This window comes from Streptomyces sp. NPDC058279, from assembly GCF_042881255.1.
Taxonomy (GTDB): Bacteria; Actinomycetota; Actinomycetes; order Streptomycetales; family Streptomycetaceae; genus Streptomyces.
The window spans coordinates 83,520-105,984 of sequence record NZ_JBHVYA010000008.1; the positions used below are offsets into that span (position 1 = coordinate 83,520).

General features: G+C 71.5%; 22 protein-coding genes and 1 pseudogene. 14 read left to right on the top strand and 9 right to left on the bottom strand.

Going from position 1 to position 22,465, the window contains the following annotated elements; genetic code table 11:
- Positions 1-3: 3 nt before the first annotated feature.
- Entirely contained in the window at positions 4-474 is a 471-nt protein-coding gene (locus ACFVXJ_RS17435) for an Lrp/AsnC family transcriptional regulator (RefSeq protein WP_389662543.1), read from the bottom strand.
- Positions 475-607: 133 nt separating this feature from the next.
- Here ACFVXJ_RS17435 and hppD point away from each other — a divergent pair, with 133 nt between their 5' ends.
- Positions 608-1,762 (top strand): 4-hydroxyphenylpyruvate dioxygenase, encoded by a 1,155-nt coding sequence (gene hppD, locus ACFVXJ_RS17440; RefSeq protein ID WP_389662544.1) that lies wholly within the window; start codon positions 608-610, stop codon positions 1,760-1,762.
- A 306-nt stretch (positions 1,763-2,068) separates the two neighbouring features.
- Here hppD and ACFVXJ_RS17445 read toward each other — a convergent pair whose 3' ends face one another.
- Positions 2,069-3,592: a tetratricopeptide repeat protein gene (locus ACFVXJ_RS17445; RefSeq protein ID WP_389662546.1), complete on the bottom strand. Its 1,524-nt coding sequence runs from the start codon at positions 3,590-3,592 to the stop codon at positions 2,069-2,071.
- Between the two features lie 96 nt (positions 3,593-3,688).
- Between ACFVXJ_RS17445 and ACFVXJ_RS17450 the strand changes: the two genes are divergently transcribed.
- Positions 3,689-5,158, top strand: coding sequence for an FAD-binding oxidoreductase (locus tag ACFVXJ_RS17450; RefSeq protein ID WP_389662548.1), 1,470 nt, complete (start codon positions 3,689-3,691; stop codon positions 5,156-5,158).
- A 93-nt stretch (positions 5,159-5,251) separates the two neighbouring features.
- Here ACFVXJ_RS17450 and ACFVXJ_RS17455 read toward each other — a convergent pair whose 3' ends face one another.
- Positions 5,252-5,731, bottom strand: a complete 480-nt coding sequence (locus ACFVXJ_RS17455; RefSeq protein ID WP_389662550.1) for an SsgA family sporulation/cell division regulator — start codon at positions 5,729-5,731, stop codon at positions 5,252-5,254.
- Between the two features lie 272 nt (positions 5,732-6,003).
- Here ACFVXJ_RS17455 and ACFVXJ_RS17460 point away from each other — a divergent pair, with 272 nt between their 5' ends.
- Together ACFVXJ_RS17460 and ACFVXJ_RS17465 are read left to right on the top strand one after the other, a co-directional pair.
- Positions 6,004-7,383 (top strand): RDD family protein, encoded by a 1,380-nt coding sequence (locus ACFVXJ_RS17460; protein ID WP_389662552.1) that lies wholly within the window; start codon positions 6,004-6,006, stop codon positions 7,381-7,383.
- A 78-nt stretch (positions 7,384-7,461) separates the two neighbouring features.
- A complete protein-coding gene (locus ACFVXJ_RS17465) occupies positions 7,462-8,190 on the top strand; it encodes an RDD family protein (RefSeq protein WP_389662553.1) in 729 nt (242 codons plus the stop codon).
- Between the two features lie 148 nt (positions 8,191-8,338).
- Here the strand turns inward: ACFVXJ_RS17465 and ACFVXJ_RS17470 are convergent, their stop codons facing one another.
- Positions 8,339-8,641, bottom strand: coding sequence for a hypothetical protein (locus ACFVXJ_RS17470; RefSeq protein ID WP_389662555.1), 303 nt, complete (start codon positions 8,639-8,641; stop codon positions 8,339-8,341).
- Between the two features lie 471 nt (positions 8,642-9,112).
- Here ACFVXJ_RS17470 and ACFVXJ_RS17475 point away from each other — a divergent pair, with 471 nt between their 5' ends.
- The gene (locus tag ACFVXJ_RS17475; protein WP_389662557.1) at positions 9,113-11,524 is read left to right on the top strand and encodes an immune inhibitor A domain-containing protein; all 2,412 of its coding nucleotides are present in this window, start codon (positions 9,113-9,115) and stop codon (positions 11,522-11,524) included.
- A gap of 113 nt (positions 11,525-11,637) precedes the next feature.
- Positions 11,638-11,952 (top strand): hypothetical protein, encoded by a 315-nt coding sequence (locus tag ACFVXJ_RS17480; RefSeq protein ID WP_389662559.1) that lies wholly within the window; start codon positions 11,638-11,640, stop codon positions 11,950-11,952.
- A 48-nt stretch (positions 11,953-12,000) separates the two neighbouring features.
- Here the strand turns inward: ACFVXJ_RS17480 and ACFVXJ_RS17485 are convergent, their stop codons facing one another.
- Together ACFVXJ_RS17485 and ACFVXJ_RS17490 are read right to left on the bottom strand one after the other, a co-directional pair.
- Complete coding sequence (locus tag ACFVXJ_RS17485) at positions 12,001-12,603, bottom strand: isochorismatase family protein (protein WP_389662561.1); 603 nt, start codon at positions 12,601-12,603, stop codon at positions 12,001-12,003.
- Positions 12,604-12,765: 162 nt separating this feature from the next.
- Positions 12,766-14,094, bottom strand: coding sequence for a nicotinate phosphoribosyltransferase (locus tag ACFVXJ_RS17490; RefSeq protein ID WP_389662563.1), 1,329 nt, complete (start codon positions 14,092-14,094; stop codon positions 12,766-12,768).
- 80 nt (positions 14,095-14,174) lie between these two features.
- Here ACFVXJ_RS17490 and clpS point away from each other — a divergent pair, with 80 nt between their 5' ends.
- The 7 genes from clpS to ACFVXJ_RS17525 all read left to right on the top strand — a co-directional run bounded on the left by clpS (position 14,175) and on the right by ACFVXJ_RS17525 (position 18,927).
- Positions 14,175-14,489 carry an ATP-dependent Clp protease adapter ClpS gene (gene clpS / locus ACFVXJ_RS17495; protein WP_329195563.1) on the top strand — a complete coding sequence of 105 codons (315 nt, stop codon included), beginning with the start codon at positions 14,175-14,177 and terminating at the stop codon, positions 14,487-14,489.
- The gene (locus tag ACFVXJ_RS17500; RefSeq protein WP_389662852.1) at positions 14,486-15,097 is read left to right on the top strand and encodes a DUF2017 domain-containing protein; all 612 of its coding nucleotides are present in this window, start codon (positions 14,486-14,488) and stop codon (positions 15,095-15,097) included. Before clpS ends, ACFVXJ_RS17500 begins: the two co-directional genes overlap by 4 nt.
- 325 nt (positions 15,098-15,422) lie before the next feature.
- Entirely contained in the window at positions 15,423-16,865 is a 1,443-nt protein-coding gene (locus ACFVXJ_RS17505) for an amino acid permease (protein WP_389662565.1), read from the top strand.
- A gap of 122 nt (positions 16,866-16,987) precedes the next feature.
- On the top strand, positions 16,988-17,410 hold the full coding sequence (locus ACFVXJ_RS17510; RefSeq protein WP_389662566.1) for a Mov34/MPN/PAD-1 family protein: 423 nt from the start codon (positions 16,988-16,990) through the stop codon (positions 17,408-17,410).
- A gap of 77 nt (positions 17,411-17,487) precedes the next feature.
- Positions 17,488-17,598: a putative leader peptide gene (locus tag ACFVXJ_RS17515; RefSeq protein WP_329195557.1), complete on the top strand. Its 111-nt coding sequence runs from the start codon at positions 17,488-17,490 to the stop codon at positions 17,596-17,598.
- 100 nt (positions 17,599-17,698) lie between these two features.
- Positions 17,699-17,977: a MoaD/ThiS family protein gene (locus ACFVXJ_RS17520; protein ID WP_389662568.1), complete on the top strand. Its 279-nt coding sequence runs from the start codon at positions 17,699-17,701 to the stop codon at positions 17,975-17,977.
- The gene (locus ACFVXJ_RS17525; protein ID WP_389662570.1) at positions 17,977-18,927 is read left to right on the top strand and encodes a PLP-dependent cysteine synthase family protein; all 951 of its coding nucleotides are present in this window, start codon (positions 17,977-17,979) and stop codon (positions 18,925-18,927) included. The genes ACFVXJ_RS17520 and ACFVXJ_RS17525 overlap by 1 nt, the downstream gene beginning before the upstream one ends.
- A 163-nt stretch (positions 18,928-19,090) precedes the next feature.
- Here the strand turns inward: ACFVXJ_RS17525 and ACFVXJ_RS17530 are convergent.
- Positions 19,091-19,475, bottom strand: a pseudogene (locus ACFVXJ_RS17530) (DUF488 domain-containing protein).
- A 7-nt stretch (positions 19,476-19,482) separates the two neighbouring features.
- Positions 19,483-19,890, bottom strand: a complete 408-nt coding sequence (locus ACFVXJ_RS17535; RefSeq protein WP_389662571.1) for a hypothetical protein — start codon at positions 19,888-19,890, stop codon at positions 19,483-19,485.
- Positions 19,891-20,085: 195 nt separating this feature from the next.
- On the opposite strand from ACFVXJ_RS17535, the gene ACFVXJ_RS17540 reads away from it, so the two are divergent.
- The gene (locus ACFVXJ_RS17540) at positions 20,086-20,838 is read left to right on the top strand and encodes an MBL fold metallo-hydrolase (protein WP_389662573.1); all 753 of its coding nucleotides are present in this window, start codon (positions 20,086-20,088) and stop codon (positions 20,836-20,838) included.
- Between the two features lie 124 nt (positions 20,839-20,962).
- Here ACFVXJ_RS17540 and ACFVXJ_RS17545 read toward each other — a convergent pair whose 3' ends face one another.
- The gene (locus ACFVXJ_RS17545; protein WP_389662575.1) at positions 20,963-22,219 is read right to left on the bottom strand and encodes a PTS transporter subunit EIIC; all 1,257 of its coding nucleotides are present in this window, start codon (positions 22,217-22,219) and stop codon (positions 20,963-20,965) included.
- Positions 22,220-22,465: the final 246 nt, after the last annotated feature.

The window sequence follows — 22,465 nt, forward strand, 5'->3', positions numbered from 1 at the left end:
GGATCAGTCGTCCCCGGCCGCCTGTTCGACCAGTGGGATGATCCGCAGCGGCACCGGGTTCTCCATGACGATCGCCGTAGAGGCCCGCACGATCCCCTCGAAGCCGACCACCCGGTCGATCACCCGTTGCAGGTCGGCGTTGGAGCGGGCCACCAGCCGACACAGCATGTCCCCGTGGCCGGTCGTCGTGTGCAGTTCCAGCACCTCCGGCACCCCGTCCAGGTGGGCCCGTACGTCGGCCCCCTGGCCCTGCTTGATCTCCAGCGTGGCGAACGCGGTCACCGGGTACCCGAGCGCCGCCGGATCGACCTGCGGACCGAACCCCCGGATCACCCCGTTCGACTGGAGCCGGTCCAGCCGCGCCTGCACCGTGCCGCGCGCCACGCCGAGCCGTCGGGACGCCTCCAGCACCCCGATCCGGGGCTCGCGCGCCAGCAGCACGATCAGCCGCCCGTCCAGTTCGTCGATTCCCATGGATGCCTCCGGACCGCTCGCGAGGTGGTCATACTGCACAGATCTTTCAGTCATCCTCGGGCTTTGCTGGTCATCCTGTATAGCCGAAACGGAAACTATTGCGCAGCTTGTGGATCGGCGGGAATCTGCGCTCATGACTGAGTCTTTGGCGAACCTCGAAACCACCCCGGCCACCGCGCGTGAGGCAGACCCCTTCCCGGTGAAGGGCATGGACGCCGTCGTCTTCGCCGTGGGCAACGCCAAGCAGGCCGCGCACTACTACTCCACCGCGTTCGGCATGAAGCTCGTCGCCTACTCCGGACCGGAGAACGGCGTCCGCGAGACGGCCAGCTACGTCCTGACCAACGGCTCCGCCCGCTTCGTGCTGACCTCCGTCATCAAGGCGGCCACCGACCACGGCCGGTTCCTCGCCGAGCACGTCGCCGAGCACGGCGACGGCGTGATCGACCTCGCGATCGAGGTCCCGGACGCCCGGGCGGCGTACGCGTACGCCGTCGAGCACGGCGCGCGCGGGCTGGACGAGCCGTACGAGGTCAAGGACGAGCACGGCACGGTCGTGCTCGCCGCGATCGCCACGTACGGCCAGACCCGCCACACGCTGGTCGAGCGCAAGGGGTACTCCGGCCCCTACCTGCCGGGCTTCGTCGCCGTCGACCCGATGGTCGAGCCGCCGGCCAAGCGGACCTTCCAGGCGATCGACCACTGCGTGGGCAACGTCGAGCTGGGCCGGATGAACGAGTGGGTGGCGTTCTACAACAAGGTCATGGGCTTCACGAACATGAAGGAGTTCGTGGGCGACGACATCGCTACCGAGTACTCGGCGCTGATGTCGAAGGTGGTCGCGGACGGCACCCTGAAGGTGAAGTTCCCGATCAACGAGCCGGCGATCGCGAAGAAGAAGTCGCAGATCGACGAGTACCTGGAGTTCTACGGCGGCGCGGGCGTCCAGCACATCGCGCTGGCCTCGAACGACATCGTGGCGACGGTGCGGTCCATGCGGGCGGCGGGCGTGCAGTTCCTGGACACCCCGGACTCGTACTACGACACGCTGGGCGAGTGGGCCGGCGAGACGCGGGTGCCGGTGGAGACGCTGCGCGAGCTCAAGATCCTCGTGGACCGTGACGAGGACGGGTACCTGCTGCAGATCTTCACGAAGCCGGTGCAGGACCGGCCGACGGTGTTCTTCGAGATCATCGAGCGGCACGGGTCGATGGGGTTCGGCAAGGGCAACTTCAAGGCGCTGTTCGAGGCGATCGAGCGGGAGCAGGAGAAGCGGGGCAACCTGTAGGTTGCGCTGACGCTGACCCTTGGCGCCACGGCCCCGCCGGGCCCCTGCGGGGGACGGCGGGGCCGTGGCGTGCGCGGTGGGGCCGGGTCGGTGTTGGTCGGCCGGTGCGGCGCCGTTGCGCGGGGCGGCCCCGGCTGCGCCGGGCATTCGGGGCTCCGCCCCGGACCCCGCGCCTCAAACGCCGGCGGGCTGGATTACCCCGCACCTCAAACGCCGGCGGGGCTGGATTACCCCCGCGTCAGGCACCGGCGGGGCTGGGTTTGCCCGTGCCGCCATCGCCGGCGGGGCTGGATTCGGCTCGGCGCGTCAGGTGCCGGCGGGGGAGGGCGTGGGAGGCGGGGGAGTCGGGTTGGGTGGTTGGGGGGTTTTGGGTTTGGGGGCGGCCTTGGGGAGGTCCGGGGCGACCCACGGGGTGGCCGGTTGGATGTTCTCCGGGCCGCCCGGTGGGGGTTGGGCCAAGGCGGCGAGGGCTTCCTTGGCCAGCGGGCCCCGCAGCGGCGAGAAGCCCGGGTTCGTCCGCAGGGCCTCCTGCAAGTGCCGCCGCGCCGCCGCCTCGTCGCCCAGACCGCGTTCGATCATCGCCCGGTGGTAGGAGAACTCCGCGCTGCGCAACCCCGGTTCCGTCGCCTTCTTCGCGTACTCCAACGCCATCGCGTCATCACCCGTACGGTGCAACGCCCAGCCCAGCGCGTCGGCGACCTCCATGCTCTTGTGCCGCCCCCACTCCTGCGTCAGCCTGCGCACCGCCGCCTCCGGGTCGCGGTGGTCGGCCTCGTACAGCCCGAGCACCACGTTCTCGTCCACCGGCTGCGCCCTCTCCGCCGCCGCCGTCGCCCCGAGCGCCTCGTACGCCACCCGGGCCTCCTCCGCCCGCCCCAGCGACTCAAGCAGCTCACCCAGCTCCAGCTGCAACCGCGGTACCGCCGCCCGCCCCAGCGCCATCCGGTAGTCCCGTACCGCCTCCCCGCCCCGCCCCAGCGAGGCCAGCGCCCGGGCCCGGCCGCCCAGCGCCTCCGCCTGCGCCGGGTCCGTCCGCAGCGCCGCCTCGTACTGGCCCAGCGCCTCCTCCGCGTCGCCCCGCTCCCAGGACAGCTCGCCGAGCCGGAACAGCGTGTACGCCTTCTCCGCCGGTGCCTTCGCCGCGCCCGCCGCGTGTTCCATCGCCATCACCGCGTCCTCGCGCCAGCCGCGGTCCCGGTACACCTGTGATGCCTTGACGTACGCCGCCAGCCCCGAGTGCAGCTCGTCCAGCCGCTCCAGCGCCTTCTGCGCGGCCTTGTAGGCGCCGAGCCCGGAGTACGCGTCCACGAGCACCGGGTACGCCGTCCAGCGCCGCGGCGCCTGCGCCCGTACCAGCTCGCCCCACTTCTTCGCCGTCCCGAAGTCGCGCCGGGCGTTGGCCAGCGCGCCCATGCCCGTCATCGCGTCGAAGTTGCCCTTCTCGGCGGGCCGCAGCTCCAGCGAGCGTTTCAGCGCCCCCTCCGCCTTCGGGAACCAGTCGGCGGCGGCCGTGCGCCGCGCCTGCTCCAGGTAGGCCGAGCCGAGCACCGCCCACGAGGCGTCGTCGTCGGGGTGCTTCGCGAGCCACTTCTCCCGGTCCGTGACCAGCGCCGTCAGGTCCACGGCCGCCGCCGGGGCGCCCAGGCCCATCGCCGAGGCCGCCCGTTGACTCGGCCCGGGCGGCCGCGCGTCGTCCCCGGTGCGGGCGGGCCTGATCACCAGGGCTCCGACGATCAGGACCACCGCGACCGCGGCCGCCACGAGCGTCTTGCGGCCGGTGAACGTCACGGCCGGCTCGGCCTGCTCCGATGCGTAGTCGATACGGTCCATGCGTTCACTGTGCGTCAATATGAAGAGTGCGCCGGGGTGTCCGAAGAGGGTCGCGTCCGTGTTCACACCTATGGCCCCAGGTGCCACGCTGACCTCATGGATGATGACCTCTCCACCTCACCCCGAGCGAACCTCCCCCAAGCAGCACCCCAAGCAGCGCCCCACGAGGCACCCCACGAGGCACCCCGAGCCACACCCCACGACACGCTCCTCAAGGCGCTCCTGGACGGGTTGCCCGCCGAAGCGGTCCTGACCGACCCCCAGGTGACCGCCTCCTACGCCACCGACATGGCGAGTTTCTGCGCCGCCGGCACACCGGCCGCCGTCGTCCTGCCCCGGACCGTGGAACAGGTGCAGCACGTGCTGCGCACCGCGACCGCCCTGCGCGTCCCCGTGGTCCCGCAGGGCGCCCGTACGGGCCTGTCCGGGGCCGCCAACGCCTCCGACGGCTGCATCGTGCTCTCCCTGGTGAAGATGGACCGCATCCTGGAGATCTCCGCCGTCGACCGGATCGCGGTCGTCGAGCCGGGCGTGGTCAACGCCGTCCTCTCCCGCGCCGTCGCCGCACAGGGCCTGTACTACCCGCCGGACCCCTCCAGTTGGGAGCAGTGCACCATCGGCGGCAACATCGGCACCGCCTCCGGCGGCCTGTGCTGCGTCAAGTACGGCGTCACCGCAGAGTACGTCCTCGGTCTCGACGTGGTCCTAGCCGACGGGCGGCTGCTGCACACCGGCCGGCGCACCGCCAAGGGCGTCGCCGGCTACGACATCACCCGCCTGTTCGTCGGCTCCGAGGGCAGCCTCGGCGTCGTCGTGCGGGCCGTGCTCGCACTGCGCCCGGCGCCGCCCCGGCAGCTCGCGCTCGCCGCCGAGTTCCCCTCGGCGGCGGCGGCCTGCGCGGCCGTCTGCGCCGTCATGGAGGCCGGCCTGACGCCCTCGCTGCTGGAACTGATGGACCGTACGACGATCAGGGCCGTCAACGCCCTCGGCAAGATGGGCCTGCCCGAGAGCACCGAGGCGCTGCTGCTGGCCGCCTTCGACACCCCGCACGCGCCCGACGACCTCGCCGCCGTCGCGGACCTGTGCACGGCCGCCGGGGCCACCGCCGTCGTGCCGGCCGAGGACGAGGCGGAGTCGGAACTGCTGCTCCAGGCGCGGCGGATGTCGCTGACCGCGCTGGAGGCCCTGCGGCCGGCGACGATGATCGACGACGTGTGCGTCCCGCGCTCGCGGCTCGCCGAGATGCTGGACGGGACCGCCGAGATCGCCCGTACGCACGACCTGCTCATCGGGATCTGCGCGCACGCGGGCGACGGCAACACCCACCCGGTGGTCTGCTTCGACCCGGCCGACGAGGACGAGACCCGTCGGGCCCGCGCGTCCTTCGACGCGATCATGGCGCTCGGGCTGTCGCTGGGCGGCACGATCACCGGTGAGCACGGGGTCGGCGTCCTGAAGAAGGACTGGCTCGCCCGCGAGCTGGGACCGGTGGGGCTGGAGGTGCAGCGCAATGTGAAGCGCGCCTTCGACCCGCTGGGCCTGCTGAACCCCGGCAAGCTGTTCTGACCCCGCTCGCCAGGACCCCGGCGGCCCCGCACCCCGCGGCCCCGCACCCCGCGGCCCCGCACCACGGGTCCCCGCACCCGGCTGCTCCGGCCCTCACGAGTCCCCGTCCGGGGACTCGTCCGAGGGCCACGGGTCCCGCAGCCACAGGTCGTCCGCCGGGGTCGGGGTGAGCAGCTCCGCCAGCGCGGCGTCCAGGCCGAGCCGCTCCGCCTCCGTCCCCGGCGGCACCGCGCGCAGGGTCCGCTCCAGCCACGCCGACACACAGGCGGACGGGGCCTCCAGCAGGGCGTCCCCGTCGGGGGAGCTGAGCGCCATGGACAGTACCGACCTGCCGTCGATCTTCGTGGGCCAGATCCGGACGTCTCCGTGACCGCACGGGCGGAACACCCCCTCGACCAGCAGCTCGCGCGCGAAGGTCCAGTGCACGGGGGCGCTGGAACCGGTGTGGAAGGTGATGTGCACGGCGTACGGGTCGTCCGTCAGGTAGAGCAGCCTGGCGGGTACGGGGATGCTGCGCTCGGGGGACATGACCAGCTTGAGTTCCAGCTCGCGCTCGATGACGGGGTGGTGCATGACGGCCTCGCTTCGTTGCGGATCTCGCGTCCGGTGCGCGGGGCCGGGATCGAGCCCCACGCCCGGAGAGAGCGCCGATGTGCCGGGGTATGACGCGACTTCGCGCGGCGAGAGGGAGATTGGCCGAAATCTGTCGGATGACCGGAACCGGGCGGCTGCGGAAAGGGTTCGCTCAAAGGCTTGGATTCTCCCGTTACCGGACCTGCCGGAGGGAGGTTCTTCGCTATGGTCCTGCCCTTCACAGCCTCAAGCCACGATCGGAGTTGGGGACATTGACGGCCTCCCCTGGTGACGGCGAGCACGCGGCCCGCGAGGGCTACTACCCCGATCCCTCCATCCCCGGGTACGTCCGGTACTGGAACGGCTCGGCCTGGGTCCCGGGTACGAGCCGACCCGCCACGCCCGCGGACGAGACGGGCCCGGTCTTCCTGGACGAGACGTCGATGACCGAGGCGTTGCCCGACCCCGACCCCGACCCCGACCCCGACCCCGACCCCGACCCCGACCCCGACCCGGACCCCGCCCCCGACCCCCACTCTGACCGGGAGCCCGACCCCGACCCGGAGCCGCCGTCGGACGCCCGGCCGGCACCCGGGCGCGACCGCGAACCGGTGGTGGTCGCCGCCGTGGCCGAGCCGGTCGGCTGGCAGGCGGACCCGGCGCACCAGGCGGGGTTCGGCGGCCCGCGCGACGTCCGGGTGTCCTGGGGGCACCCCGAGGAGCCCGCCGGGCCGCGGCCGGCCCGCACGGCCCTCGCCACGCCGCCGGGGGACCGGTACCCCGCGCAGGCGCCGGCGGAGGCCGTGGGCATCCTGTCGGCCCGATCACCGGTGGCCGCCGCGGCCCCGGCCGCCGCCGCACCCGCCCTCCCGGCCCCCGTCCCGGCCCACGTCCCCGCCCCGGCTCCCGCGTGGCCCGCGGCTCCCGGTGGCGGGGAGGACGGCGCGCCGTCCGGGGTCACCTCCTCCTGGCCCGAGGCGGTTTCCCCCCGGCCCGCCCCGGCCCGGCCCCGCCCGGCGGTGTCGGCGCCCCGCCAGGCCCCCGATCCGGTGCGGGCCGCGCCCGCCGTCGAGCGCACCCCGCCGTCCCCTCCGAAGGCCCCCGCCCGCGAGGCCGCCCCCGCCGCCCAGCCCCCCGCCCCCGTCCCCGCAGCGCACGCCGTCTTCGAGCGCATGGCCGAGCGCGCCGTCCGCCCGGCCGGTCTGTTCCGGCGCGGGGTGGCCCGTCTCCTGGACTCCCTCGTCCTGGCGGCCGTCGCGACCGCGGTTGCCCGGCCCCTCGTCCCCCGGGTGACGGCACACGTCCAGGCGAAGGTGGAAGCCGCCCGGCAGATCGGCCGGCACACCACCGTCTGGCTGCTCGACGCCACCGTCGCCGGCTACCTGGGCCTGGTACTCGCCGCCGTCCTGCTCTTCGGAGTCCTCTACGAGGTGCTGCCCACCGCCCGCTGGGGCCGCACCCCGGGGAAGAAGCTGCTCGACGTCCGCGTCCTGGCCGTCGCCACCCACCGGCCGCCCACCTTCGGCGCGGCCCTGCGCCGTTGGCTGGTCTGCGCGACCCTGGGCCTCCCGGGCAGCCTCTGGTGCCTCGTCGACCGCCCCCGCCGCCAGGGCTGGCACGACAAGGCGGCGAAGACCTACGTGGCCCGCTGACGCCTCTTCAGGGACGGCCACCCCCCGGACGGACCCCGTCCCGTTGCGGGGTCCGCGCGCGCGGGGTCGACTCGGGCCATGAGTACCGATCAGCCGCCGCCGGACCAGCCCCCCGAGGACGACCCGTTCCGCAAGAGGCCCCAGGAGCCGACGCCCCCGTCGGGCGGTTCGCCGTACGGTTCACCGCCGCCCGGCGGCGGCGGGTACCCCCCGCCCGGGTCCCCCGGGGGGCCCGGGGGACCCGGGGGCGGGGGCTATCCGCCCCCGCCGCCCCCGTACAACGGCAGCGGCGGCGGACACCCGTACGGGATGCCGGACCCCCTCGCGGGCATGCCCCCGCTCGCGGAGTTCGGCAAGCGGCTCGGCGCGCGGATCATCGACCTGATCATCGTCGCGGTGCCGCTGTTCCTCATCCAGTTGCCGTTCGGCAACCGGCGGTACGTCGTCGACACGAACAAGGGCGAGGACGTCACCGAGGTCATCACCAAGTCGTACAACGGCACCGGTCTGCTCTGGACCCTGATCTCGATCGTCGCGTACGTCGGCTACGACTGGTGGTTCACCAAGAAGAACGGCCAGACCGTCGGCAAGCGACTGCTGGGCCTGCGCGTCGCGATGCTCAACGACGGCAGCGTGCCGCCCTCGGGTCCCGCGCTCAGCCGTGGCGCGGTGCTGTGGGTGCCGACCCTGATCTGTTGCTTCTGCCTGTGGCCGCTCGCGCTGATCGTGTCGATCCTGGTCGACAAGCCGTACAAGCAGGGGCTGCACGACAAGGTCGCCAAGACCGTGGTGGTCCGCTCGACCTGAGCCCGTCCGACTCGGCCCGTCCGACCCGAGCCCACCTGTTCTGAGCCCACCCGTCCTGGGCGTGCGGCTCGTGGCGGCGTCCGGTGCGGGCGGTCGTCCCGCCGGGGACCGGCCGCCCGCACCGCCGTGTGTGCCCCGTGCCCTCGGCTCAGTGGTGCACGGGGTGTTCGGAGGCGGCCCTCGGCTCGGGCACCCGCACGTCCGCCGGCACATCGACGGGGAACCCGGTCGCCGCCGACGGCGCCGCGGCGGACCGACCGGCGGCGTGCCGGCCGCGCCGGCGCGGGATCGGCACGGTGAGCGCGACGAGGAGCCCGAGGGCCAGCGCGGCGGCGGAGATGACCGCGATGCCGATCCCCGTGCTCGTCTGCGACAGCAGCAGCATGGCGATCGTCGACACGATGACGGTGGCGGAGCCGTAGGCGAGCTGTGCGGCAGTCGGACGCGGCATGGCGGTATCCGTCCTCAAGGAGGTGAGGGAGAGTCGGCTCGACTCGTCGCGCGTCGAGAGACTCTACGACGGGGCATGCCCGAGAGGAACCGTCAGTAAGCGTGCCCTTACCGCAGGGCGGGTCCGCGCGGGAGCACAGGGGGCGCACGGCGTCATTCCCCGTGCATTCCCCGGTCGTTCGCCGGCTCCCCTCCGGTGGTTCTCCAGCCGTCCTCCGGTATGACTACAGGGTGGGCGACGGGGTCGACGACAAGGTCGGGAAGCGCCCCTTCGCCCCGACTGGCGACGGAACGTCCGAATAGCGGAACTCGTTGCCCGCATAGTGCAGTTGTAAGGAACAAGTCAAGGTCTGTCTTTTCTTGCATCTCTCCGGTCAAATGTCGTCACTTGAGACGCGCGCCGCGCGGAACCCCCCACTCCTTTGGAGACGTTCCGACCAACGCTGCGGCCGCGGGAGGGGAACGACATCAAGTGACCGGCAACTCCAAGAGAAGGCGTACGCTGCGCGGCGCGGCCATCGCCGTGACGGTGGCCGCGACCGCGGCCGCAGGCGCCTTCTTCACCACGGCACAGGCCGACACGAGCTGGGGTGGCGCGCCCGCATCGGACCGCCAAGACCCGACCGCTGCGGCGAAGGAGCAGGTCAAGCACGACCTGCCCGGCCCGTTCAGCAAGCAGCAGGCGCAGGCCCGCGAGGCTGCCCTCGACCAGGTGCTGAGCGGCAAGAAGACGGTCGAACAGCGCGGCGCCTCCAAGGTCGTCAAGCTGGACGACAAGAAGTACGTCGAGCTGGGCCGCGAGAAGACCGACAAGATCTTCACGATCCTCGTCGAGTTCGGCGACCAGGTCGACAACACGACCATGTTCGACCCGGACGGCCCGAACGGCCCGAAGCCCCCGGTCCAGAAGTACGGCGGCACCCCGGGCCCGGCGCACAACACGATCGCGCAGCCCGACCGCGCGACGAACAACAGCACGGCCTGGCGCAAGGACTTCAGCCGGGACTACTTCCAGGACCTGTACTTCGGTACCGGTCAGGGCAAGAACTCGCTGAAGACGTACTACGAGAAGACCTCCTCGGGTCGCTACTCGGTCGACGGCCAGGTCGCCGACTGGGTCAAGATCCCGTACAACGAGGCCCGTTACGGCTCGAACTACTGCGGCCAGACGAACTGCTCCAACGTCTGGGACACCGTCAAGGACGGCGTCAACGCGTGGGTCGACGCGCAGAAGAAGGCCGGCAAGAGCGACGCCGACATCAAGTCGACCCTGGCGCAGTACGACCAGTGGGACCGCAACGACTACGACGGCGACGGCAACTTCAACGAGCCCGACGGCTACATCGACCACTTCCAGATCGTCCACGCGGGCGAGGACGAGTCGGCCGGCGGTGGCGTGCAGGGCACCAACGCCCTGTGGGCGCACCGCTGGTACGCCTACGGCACCGACGTCGGCAAGACCGGCCCGGCGAACAACAAGGCCGGCGGCACGCAGATCGGCGACACCGGCATCTGGGTCGGCGACTACACGATGCAGCCGGAGAACGGCGGCCTCGGCGTCTTCGCGCACGAGTACGGCCACGACCTGGGCCTGCCCGACCTGTACGACACCTCCGGAGGCGGCGACAACAGCGTCGGCTTCTGGTCCCTGATGTCGGCGGGCTCCTGGCTCGGTGACGGCAAGGACTCCATAGGCAACCTCCCGGGCGACATGGACGCCTGGAGCAAGCTGCAGCTCGGCTGGCTGAACTACGACAAGGCCACGGCCGCGACGAAGTCCACCCACAAGCTGGGGGTCTCCGCGTACAACACCAAGGACAAGCAGGGTCTGCTCGTCGAGCTGCCGAAGAAGCAGGTCAAGACGGACATCGTCGCTCCCGCCGAGGGCTCCTCGCAGTGGTGGAGCAACATGGGTGACGACCTCAAGAACACCCTGACCCGCTCGGTCGACCTGACCGGGAAGTCCTCCGCCGCCCTGTCCCTCAAGGGGTGGTGGGACATCGAGCAGGACTACGACTTCCTCTACACCGAGGCGTCCACGGACGGCGGCGCCACCTGGACCGCCCTCGCCGGCACCGCCGACGGCACGGCCCTGCCGGCCGACTCCTCCGGCGCCCCCTCGCTGACCGGTACCTCCGGCGCCTGGAAGCAGCTGAACTTCCCGCTCGACGCCTACGCGGGCAAGAAGGTCGACCTCCGCTTCCGCTACCAGACGGACGGCGGCGCGGGCGGCAAGGGCTTCACCGCCGACGCCATCAACATCACCGCGGACGGCTCCACCCTGTTCACCGACGGCGCCGAGAACGGCGACAACGGCTGGACCGGCAAGGGCTTCTCGCGGGTCGGCGCCGGCTTCACCAAGGAGTACCCGCAGTACTACCTGGCGGAGAACCGTCGCTACGTCTCGTACGACTCGACCCTCAAGGTCGGCCCGTACAACTTCGGCTGGACCGACACCAAGCCGAACTGGGTGGAGCACTACCCGTACCAGGACGGTCTGCTGATCTGGCTCTGGGACACCTCCCAGAAGGACAACAACACGAGCCAGCACCCGGGCTCGGGTCTGATCCTGCCGATCGACGCCAACGCCAAGCCGATGAAGTGGGCGGACGGCACCCTGCTGCGGAACAAGATCCAGCCGTACGACGCGACCTTCAGCGCGTACTCGACGGACGCCTTCACCCTGCACAAGAACGGCGAGGCGCTGTTCCTCAAGCCGAAGCCCGCGAACCTCGTCTTCGACGACCACAAGGGCAAGTACTTCTACGACGAGAACCCGACCGGTTCGGTGAAGACCACTGACACCAACACCAAGATCAAGATCGTCAAGGAGCCGTACGACGGTCTCCAGATGACGGTCGAGGTCGGTCCCGCCGCCAAGTAGTCCGGCAAAACCGCAGGTCAAAGCATGATCGGCCGTCGCCCTCTAGCGGGCGGCGGCCGATCGCGTTTAGATGCGGGTCGGAAGTCGTCTTATTGACGGGGGAGCTGAAGATCATGCCCGGTGGAGGATTCGTCAGACTGCCAGGCGGCAGCGTGGTGGTCGCGCTGATGCTGCCGAGGCCGTCCGGCGAGGGCGGGAACGTCCGGGTGCTGGTCCACGCCGCGAACCGGGCCCGCGCCCTGACCAGGCTGCGGAACCTCGGCATGCGCGCCGTCTACCTGCGCGGCAACGCCCACCCGCCGACCCCCGACGAGGTCACCGCCGTCCTGCACCACCCGGACGGCCTCCTGTGGCGCTGCACCCCCGACCGCGCCCAGGAACTGTGGCACCCCATCCGCGCCCTGCTCCGGGGCGTCCAGGGCGCCTGACGGCCCTGGGATGCCCCTGGGATGCCCTGGGGCGGCCCCGGAGCCCGGCTACGCGCCGCCGAGCACCGGGGCGCCGGTGAGGTGCACGCCGGCCGCCTTGAGCTCCTCCAGGGCGCGCGCGGTGGTGTGCGGGGCCACGCCAGCTGTGAGGTCGAGCAGGACGTGCGTGCGGAACCCCTCGCGGGCCGCGTCCAGGGCGGTGGCCCGTACGCAGTGGTCGGTGGCGATCCCCACCACGTCGACCTCGGTCACGTCGCGCTCCCGGAGCCAGTCGGCGAGGCCCGAGCCGTTCTCGTCCCGGCCCTCGAACCCGCTGTACGCGGCCTCGTACGCGCCCTTGTCGAAGACGGCGGCGACGGCGCCCGAGGCCACCGCCGGGGCGAAGTTCGGGTGGAACCCGACCCCCTCGGTCCCGGCGACGCAGTGCACCGGCCAGGACGTCTCGTAGTCCGGCTCGGCCGGTGGGTGCGCGAAGTGCGCACCGGGGTCGACGTGGTGGTCACGGGTGGCGACGACGTGCCGGTAGCCCGCCGTGGCCTGCCCGATCAGCTCCGTGACGGCGGCGGCGACGTCCGCCCCGCCGGGGACCGCGAGGCTGCCGCCTTCGCAGAAGTCGTTCTGTACGTCGACGACGATCAGTGCGCGGTGCATGTCGCGTGCCCTTCGCTGTGATGTGTGGTGGGGCGGGACCCCGCGGGGCGCTTCCCCACCGTGCCGGTGCCCTGCCCGCGGACCCCCGCGCCCCAAACTCCGCCGAGGTCGCGGTCGCCCGCCGCGTCCCGGCGGGACCGGGCCGCGGGTACTCCGTCGGGCCTATACGTATTCGGTGGGGATCACGGCCTCGCCGCGCGAGAGCTGCGTCGCGGACAGCGGCAGGCCGGCGCGCGCCGCGAGGTGGCGGTCGCGGGCCGCCTCCAAGGGCTCGCGGGCCACGACCTCGCCGCCCTTGACCAGCTGGACCAGGAGCTGCCGGTCCGCGAGGGCGGTCGGCACCGGGCCCACGCCCACGACCTCCGCCTCCGCCACGCCCTCGGCGTCCGGTCGGCGGGCCGCCCACTTGCGGCCGCCCAGCGAGGTCTTGCCGCCCGAGGACTTCTTCGCCACCGGCAGCAGAGGTGCCTTCGGGTCCGCCGACGCGGCCCGCGCCACCAGCTTGTAGACCATCGAGCACGTCGGGTGCCCGCTGCCGGTCACGAGCTGGGTGCCGACCCCGTACGCGTCCACGGGCGCCGCCGCCAGGGAGGCGATCGCGTACTCGTCGAGGTCGGAGGTGACCACGATCCGCGTGCCCGTCGCGCCCAGCTCGTCCAGCTGCTGACGCACCCGGTGCGCGACCAGCAGCAGGTCCCCGGAGTCGATGCGCACGGCGCCCAGCCCCGTCCCGGCGACCTCCACGGCCGTGCGCACCGCCTCGGCGACGTCGTAGGTGTCCACCAGCAGGGTGGTGCCGCTGCCCAGTGAGGCCACCTGCGCCGTGAAGGCGTCGCGCTCGCTGTCGTGCACCAGGGTGAAGGCGTGCGCGCTCGTGCCGACCGTGGGGATGCCGTAGCGGAACCCGGCCGCCAGGTCCGAGGTGGAGGTGAAGCCGCCGACGTACGCGGCCCGCGAGGCGGCCACCGCCGCCAGCTCGTGCGTGCGCCGGGCGCCCATCTCGATCAGCGGCCGGCCGCCGGCCGCCGAGGCCATCCGGGAGGCGGCCGCGGCGATGGCCGAGTCGTGGTTGAGGATCGACAGGACGACGGTCTCCAGCAGCACGCACTCGGCGAAGCTGCCCTCGACGCGCAGGACGGGCGAGCCGGGGAAGTAGACCTCGCCCTCCGGGTAACCCCAGATGTCGCCCGAGAAGCGGTACGTGGACAGCCAGTCCAGGGTCCGCGCGTCGATGACGGCCCGCTCCCGCAGGAACTCCAGGACCGCGCCGTCGAAGCGGAAGTTCTCGACCGCGTCCAGCACCCGCCCGGTGCCCGCCACCACGCCGTAGCGCCGGCCCTCGGGCAGCCGTCGGGTGAAGACCTCGAAGACCGAGCGCCGGTCGGCGGTGCCGTTGGCCAGCGCGGCTTGGAGCATCGTGAGCTCGTAATGGTCCGTGAAGAGCGCTGTCGACGGCACGTCCACCGGCAGGCCCAGGTCCGCAGGGTTCATGTCCCGGATGCTAGCGCACATCTCGTCAAAGTGACGAGATGTAGGGCCGGTTTGTGCGACGGGCCCGTCACAGTGGCAGCATGGGACGAGTGAGTGTTGCTCCCATTGAGATCGAACGCACCGAATCGGCCGAAGAGACCTCCGCGGTCCCCGAACCCGACGTCCCGTGGGTGACCCTGGTGCACAACGACCCGGTCAACCTCATGAGCTACGTGACGTACGTGTTCCAGGCGTACTTCGGCTACCCCAAGGACAAGGCGAACCGGCTGATGCTCGACGTCCACCACAAGGGCCGGGCGGTCGTGTCCAGCGGCACCCGCGAGGAGATGGAACGGGACGTGCAGGCCATGCACGGCTACGGGCTCTGGGCGACGCTGTCGCAGGACCGCGGCTGATGGGCACCTTCGAGTCCCGCGAGCGCGGCGGCGCGGCGATCGCGCTCGACGACATCGAGATCTCCATCCTGCGCTCCCTGGCCGTGCAACTGCTGGAGCTCATCGGCCCGGGGGAGCCGGAACCCGCGGCGGACGCCGACCCGCTCGCCGTGCTCTTCGCCTCGGACGGCCCGACCGAGCCCCCCTCCGACCCGGCGCTCGCCCGCCTCTTCCCCGACGCGTACGGGGCCGGCCCCGACGCCCGGGAGGGCGTGCCGGGCGCGGAGGAGCGGGAGCTGCGGGCCCGCTCGGCCGAGTTCCGCCGCTTCACCGAGAACGACCTGCGCACCCGCAAGCGCGAGGACGCCCTGGCGGTCGTCCACAGCCTGAACGGGCTCACCCCGGACGGTGCCGGGGCGGCCGTCCTGGAGCTCACCGGGGAGCAGCCGCTGCGCTGGCTCGGCGCGCTCAACGACCTGCGCCTGACCATCGCGGCGCGGCTGGAGATCACCGAGGACGACGAGAGCGCCGCGCTGTTCCGGCTGCCCGACGACGATCCGCGCAAGCCGATGGTGATGGCGTACCTGTGGCTCGGCGGTCTCCAGGAGAGCCTCATCGAGACCCTCTGAGCCGGCCGCCCGGCGGCCCTCGCGGGTTGTTCGCTCAGCGAACGCTCAAATCCGGATAACGATCAGATCACCGCGATGCGGTGATCTGATCGGCTTCGAGCCGGATGTCCCGATTTATCTGTGTCGTGTGCCACATTCCGGCCTCTCGATCACCCGTAAGCACGTGATAAATCTTCACGACTGCCGCCGGGACGCCACCCATGTCCCCCGGCTCGCTTGAACCGGCTGATCGCCGGCGTGCAACTCCATCCGTATCCGGGGGGATCGAGGACCCGATCCGCAGCCATCGAAGGCGCGGGTCGGCGTGGAGAAAGGCGCACCAGACATGACCTCTGTGCAGGTCGAGCAGCACGACAAGAAGCCCGGCGAGGCCGCCGGGCCCGAGGGCGGCGGCGAGGGGTACCACCGCGCACTCGGAGCCCGCCAGATCCAGATGATCGCGATCGGCGGCGCCATCGGCACCGGCCTGTTCCTCGGCGCGGGCAAGGCCATCTCCAAGGCCGGCCCCAGCCTGATCCTGGCCTACGCCATCGCGGGCCTGGTCATCTTCTTCATCATGCGGGCCCTGGGCGAGCTGCTCATGTACCGCCCGGTCTCCGGCTCCTTCTCGGACTACGCCCGCGAGTTCCTGGGTCCCTTCTGGGGATACGTGACCGGCTGGACGTACTGGCTGTTCTGGGTGGTCACCGGCATCACCGAGGTCACCGCCGCCGCGCAGTACATGTCGTACTGGACCCACGACAGCTTCCCGCAGTGGGCGTACGCGCTGATCTTCACCGTCGTCCTCTACGCCGCCAACCTGATCTCCGTGAAGCTCTTCGGCGAGCTGGAGTTCTGGTTCTCCATGGTCAAGGTCACCGCCATCGTCGGCATGATCCTGATCTGCGCCGGCATCCTCACCATCGGCTTCTCCGACGCCGCCGACACCGCGACCGTCGCCAACCTGTGGAACGACGGCGGCTTCTTCCCCAAGGGCATCGGCGGCACGCTGATGACCCTCCAGATCGTCATGTTCGCCTTCCTCGCGGTCGAGCTGGTCGGCGTCACCGCCGGCGAGTCCAAGGACCCCGAGAAGACCCTCCCCAAGGCCATCAACACCGTGCCGTGGCGGATCGCCGTCTTCTACGTCGGCGCGCTCATCATGATCCTGTCGGTCGTCCCCTGGCACGAGTTCCAGCCCGGCGTCAGCCCCTTCGTCGCCGCCTTCGAGAAGATGGGCCTCGGCGTCGGCGCCGCCATCGTCAACTTCGTGGTGCTCACCGCCGCCCTGTCCTCCTGCAACTCCGGCATGTACTCCACCGGCCGCATGCTGCGCGACCTGGCGCTCAACGGCCAGGGCCCCAAGGTCTTCACCAAGCTGACCAGGAGCGGCACCCCGCTCGTCGGCACGACCTTCTCCGCCGCGCTGATGCTGGTGGGCGTCTGGATCAACTACGTCGCCCCGGGCAAGGCGTTCGACTACGTCGTCTCCTTCGCCACCATCTCCGGCATGTGGGCCTGGATCATGATCCTGGTCTGCCAGATCCGCTACCGGGCCGCCGCCGACCGGGGCGACCTGCCGAAGTCCGCGTTCCGGGCGCCCGGAGCCCCGTACACCAGCTGGTTCGCGCTCCTGTTCATCGGCATGGTCATCGTGATGATGGGCATCGACAAGGACGCCCGCGTCTCGCTGTACTGCGCCCCGCTGTGGGGCGTCATCCTGGGCGTCTCCTACCTGGTCATGAAGAACCGCAACCCCCGCGGCGCGGCCTTCAGCAAGGTCCAGTAGCACCCCGCGGACCGCGCTTCCCGGCCGTCAGGCACGGCCGGGAAGCGCCCGTCCGTCCAGCATGCGGGCCCTCCCGTACCACTCCTCGGTACGGAAGGGCCCGTCTGTTTATTCTGTCGCTCATGCTGACCCTCACCCAGGCCCTGTACGACCGGATCGTGGAACACGCCCGCAAGGACCACCCCGACGAGGCGTGCGGAGTGGTCGCCGGACCGGCCGGCACCGACCGCCCCGAGCGCTTCGTCCCGATGCTGAACGCGGCCCGCTCGCCCACGTTCTACGAATTCGACTCCAAGGACCTGCTCAAGCTCTACCGCGAGCTCGACGACCGGGACGAGGAACCCGTGATCGTCTACCACTCGCACACCGCGACCGAGGCGTACCCCTCGCGCACCGACGTGACCTACGCGAACGAGCCCGGAGCGCACTACGTACTCGTCTCCACGGCCGACCACGACGGCCTCGGCGAGTTCCAGTTCCGCTCCTACCGCATCGTCGACGGAGTGATCACGGAGGAAGAAGTGCAGGTCGTCGAGGCCTACTGACCAGTATGTGAGCGACAGGGGTCCACGATGCGGGATCACACTCCAAACAGGGGGCCGGGAATCGTTAACATGACCGCATGGTTTCCCACGACGTGAGCAACGAGACGCCCGGCAGGCCGCTGCTGCTGGTGGCGCGGCTGCACGTCGACCTGTGCCGCCTCGCAAGCGCCATCTGTCCCGCTGCCTGAGCACTGCCCGAGCACCACAGCCCTGCCGCGCGGGGGCAGCACTAGCGTTCCCGCCCCCCCTCGCACGCCCCTTCACGCTTTGACGACACTGGAGCCCGCCATGGCCATCGAGGTCCGCATCCCCACCATCCTCCGCACCTACACCGACGGCGAGAAGGCCGTCACGGGCGAAGGCAGCACCCTGGCCGACCTGTTCGCGGACCTGGAAACCCGGCACAAGGGCATCGAGGAGCGCATCGTCGACGGCGGTCAGCTGCGCCGCTTCGTCAACGTCTACCTCAACGACGAGGACGTCCGCTTCCTGGACGGCATCTCCACCGCGCTCAAGGACGGCGACAACGTCACCATCCTCCCGGCCGTGGCCGGCGGATCGAAGTAATGCGCTACGACTCCCCCCTCGCGGCGGTCGGCAACACGCCGCTCGTCAGGCTGCCCCGCCTCTCGCCCTCCGACGACGTACGGATCTGGGCGAAGCTGGAGGACCGCAACCCCACCGGCTCGATCAAGGACCGCCCCGCGCTCCACATGGTCGAGCAGGCGGAGAAGGACGGCCGCCTGTTCCCCGGCTGCACCATCCTGGAGCCCACCTCCGGCAACACGGGCATCTCGCTCGCGATGGCCGCGAAGCTCAAGGGCTACCGGATCGTGTGCGTCATGCCGGAGAACACCAGTCAGGAGCGCCGCGACCTCCTGACGATGTGGGGAGCCGAGATCATCCCGTCCCCGGCGGCGGGCGGCTCGAACACCGCCGTCCGGGTGGCCAAGGAACTCGCGGCCGAACACCCCGACTGGGTCATGCTCTACCAGTACGGCAACCCCGACAACGCGGGCGCGCACTACGCCACGACCGGCCCCGAGATCCTGCGCGACCTGCCGTCCGTCACCCACTTCGTGGCCGGCCTGGGCACCACGGGCACGCTGATGGGCGTCGGCCGCTACCTGCGCGAGCACGTACCCGGCGTCAAGATCGTCGCGGCCGAACCGCGCTACGACGACCTCGTCTACGGCCTGCGCAACCTGGACGAGGGCTTCGTCCCGGAGCTGTACGACGCCTCGGTGCTCACCACCCGCTTCTCGGTGGGCTCGGCGGACGCGGTCACCCGCACCCGGGAACTGCTGCGCGAGGAGGGCATCTTCGCGGGCGTCTCCACGGGCGCGGCCCTGCACGCGGCGATCGGCGTCGGCCGCAAGGCGGTGACGGCGGGCGAACCGGCCGACATCGTGTTCGTCGTGGCCGACGGCGGCTGGAAGTACCTCTCGACGGGCGTCTACACGGCGGCGACGACGGAAGAGGCCATCGAGGTCCTCCAGGGCCAACTCTGGGCATAGGCCCCCCTGCCACTCCAGCCTCGTGGGGGCACCTCTGGGGGTCCCCCCGGACGGAGTCCCGGGGGAGGGTCCGGGCGGAGCCCGGTTTCGGGAAGGGGCGGGGTGGGGGAGAGGCCCCGCGCAGCGGCCCCCCGCCCCGCCCCGGCACGGCCGCCGCCCCGGCTCACCGGGACAAGACGTCCGCCAGCACCGCCGCGTGGCTGCCCGCCGGGTCCTTGACCGCCGTCAGCAGCGTCACCGCTCCCGCCGCGGCCAACCCCCGCAGCCGCTCCAACTCCGCCACCGCCTCCGGCGCCGCCAGCTCCGCCTCGTACCGCGCCCGGAACTCCTCCGCCGTACCCCCACCCCCGTGGAACCACCGCCGTACCCCCACCCCCGTGGAACCACCGCCGCAGTTCCGCCGACGGGGTCACCGCCTTCGGCCACTCGTCCACCGCCGCCCGCTCCCTCGCCAGCCCGCGCGGCCAGAGCCGGTCCACGAGGACCCGTACGCCGTCGCCGTCGGCCCCCGGCTCCGGGGGATCGTAGACCCGCCGCACCCTGATCACCGCTCGCTCACCCCAAGCCTCCGCCCAGCCCTCTGACCTCGTCCCACACGGTCGGGTCCAGCATCCCCAGCCGCCTGTCGAACTCGGCCGATGACACCTCCGCGGGCCGGTCCGCCTCCAGATAGCCGGTCCGCCCCGGCCGCCCCCCGACCCCCGGCGGCAACGGGATCACCCCCGCGCGCCGGTCGTCGTACTTCCCCGTGACCCACGCGACCCGCGCCCGCCCCCGTGTCCCCACCGCCAGCACCAGACACGACCGCCCGTCCACCAGGCACCACAGCTCACCCGGCCGCACCCGCGTCGGCGCCCCCGGCCCGCGCGGTCGCACCGCACCCCGCCCCGCCGGCCGGGGCAGCAGCACCAGCACCACGACGGCGACCACCGCCACCGCGGCGGGCCACCAGGACGTGTCCATAACCCGACGTTAGTCGCGGCCCCCGCCCCCGGCACGGCAACGCCCGTACCCCCTGTCGCTCCCCCGGGTGACAGCACAGGTGATTCCCCCCACAACGGCCCGCCGCGGAGGAGCGACCGGAGGTTTCGCGCCTTACGCTCGACGCACGCTCGGCCCGCATTCCGTCCACGGACCGTCCACGGAGGTTCACGCTCCATGAAGCTCACCGTCGTCGGCTGCTCGGGGTCGTTCCCGTCCGCGGAATCGGCATGTTCGAGCTACCTCGTCGAGGCCGACGGCTTCCGGCTGCTCCTCGACATGGGCAACGGCGCCCTCGGCGCCCTCCAGCGCCACATCGGTCTCTACGACCTCGACGCGATCTTCCTGAGCCATCTGCACGCCGACCACTGCATCGACATGTGCGCGTACTTCGTGGCCCGCTACTACCGGCACGAGGGCGGTCGCTGCGGCACCATCCCCGTCTACGGCCCCGAGGGCGCCGAGCAGCGGCTGACGACGGCCTACGACGACGTCCCGGACGCACGCTCGATGAGCGAGGTCTTCGACTTCCGCACCCTCAAGTCCGGCGCCTTCGAGATCGGCCCGTTCCAGGTCCGCACCGAGCGGATGTGCCACCCCGTCGAGTCGTACGCCATCCGTGTCGAGCACGGCGGCCGCTCGCTCACCTACTCCGGGGACACCGGCCTCTGCCCGGAGCTGGCCGCGCTGGCCGAGGACGTCGACCTGTTCCTGTGCGAGGCGTCGTTCACGCACGGCAAGGAGGACATCCCGGACCTCCACCTCAACGGCCGGGAAGCGGGCCGGTACGCGGCCGACGGCGGAGCGGGCCGGCTGGTCCTGACCCACGTACCGCCGTGGACGGACGCCGCCCGCAACCTCGCCGACGCCCGCGCCGTCTACGACGGCCGGGTCGACCTGGCCCGACCGGGCGCGGTCTACGAGGTCTGACGGCCCGGCGGCCCCGCCCGGCCGCCCAACGGCCCGGCCGCCGACGGCCGGACGGCACGCGAAGGAGCCCCCGCCCTCCCTTCCGGGAGAGCGGGGGCTCCTTCGTGCGTGAGGGGCGCCCGGCCTACTTGGCCTCGGCCTTCTCCAGCTCGGCGATCTCCTCGTCGGACTCGCGGCCCGGGGTGGGGAGGTTGAACTTCGTGATCGCGAACCGGAAGATCACGTAGTAGACGACCGCGAAGCACAGGCCGACCACGGCCAGCCCGAAGGGGTTGGTGGCCTTGCCCAGGTTCAGCAGGTAGTCGATGGCGCCGGCGGAGAAACCGAAGCCGTCCTTCATACCGAGCGACCAGGTCAGCGCCATCGAGACACCGGTGAGCACCGCGTGGACCGCGTACAGCACCGGGGCGATGAACATGAACGTGAACTCGATCGGCTCGGTGACGCCCGTGACGAAGGAGGTCAGCGCGAGCGAGACCATCATGCCGCCGACGACCTTGCGACGCTCGGGGCGGGCACAGTGGACGATCGCGAGGCAGGCCGCCGGGAGCGCGAACATCATGATCGGGAAGAAGCCGGTCATGAACTGGCCGGCGCTCGGGTCACCGGCGAGGAAGCGGGCGATGTCACCGCTGTTGCCCTTGTAGTCGCCCGCCTGGAACCACGGGAAGGAGTTCAGCAGGTGGTGCATGCCGACGGGGATCAGCGCGCGGTTGAAGACACCGAAGATGCCCGCGCCGACGGCGCCCGAACCGACCAGCCATTCGCCGAAGTTGTGCAGACCCGTACCGAGGACCGGCCAGATCAGGCCGAAGACGATGCCGATCAGCAGACCCGCGAAGGCGGAGAGGATCGGGACGAGGCGGCGACCGCCGAAGAAGCCCGCCCACTCGGGCAGCTTGGTCCGGTAGAACTTCTGGTAGATCAGGGCCACGACGATGCCCATGACGACACCGCCGAGCACCTTGGCGTCGACGGGGGCGTCCACGAGCGCGACCTTGTGGTCGACGACCGTCTCGACCTTCGGCAGGTTCGGGTCGGTGAAGGTCGCGAGGACCTTCGCGAAGACCAGGTAGCCGGTGACCGCGGCGAGAGCGGTCGAGCCGTCGGACTTCTTGGCGTAGCCGATCGCGATGCCGACGGCGAACAGCAGCGCCATGTTCGTCAGGATCGCGCCGCCGCCGGCGGCCATGTACCCGGCGATCTTGGTGAGGAAGCCCGGCAGCGACGGATCGCCGAGCATGTCCTTGTCGCCGAGGCGGACGAGCAGTGCGGCGGCCGGCAGTACGGCGACGGGGAGCATGAGGCTCCGGCCGATGCGCTGCATGACCGCCATCACGCCCGCGCCCTTCTTCTTTTCCGCAGCGGTGGCTGTGGACATGAGCTTCCTCCAGAAGGCAAGGCGCCGCCAGGGGTGGGACCAAGGGGGACGGCGGCGTCTCGAAAAGGGGGCACACGCCGCCGGGGGGAAGCGGTCGTGGTCTACACCATTGCGTGGTGTAGACCAGTTGTAACACGGTCGGGGTTAGATAAGGAACCTTCAATTTTTTGTTGTAGGACCCACCCTCCCCGCGGGCAGCACGAAGCCCTCGGATCCGGGGAATCCGAGGGCCTTTCCCGCGCCGAA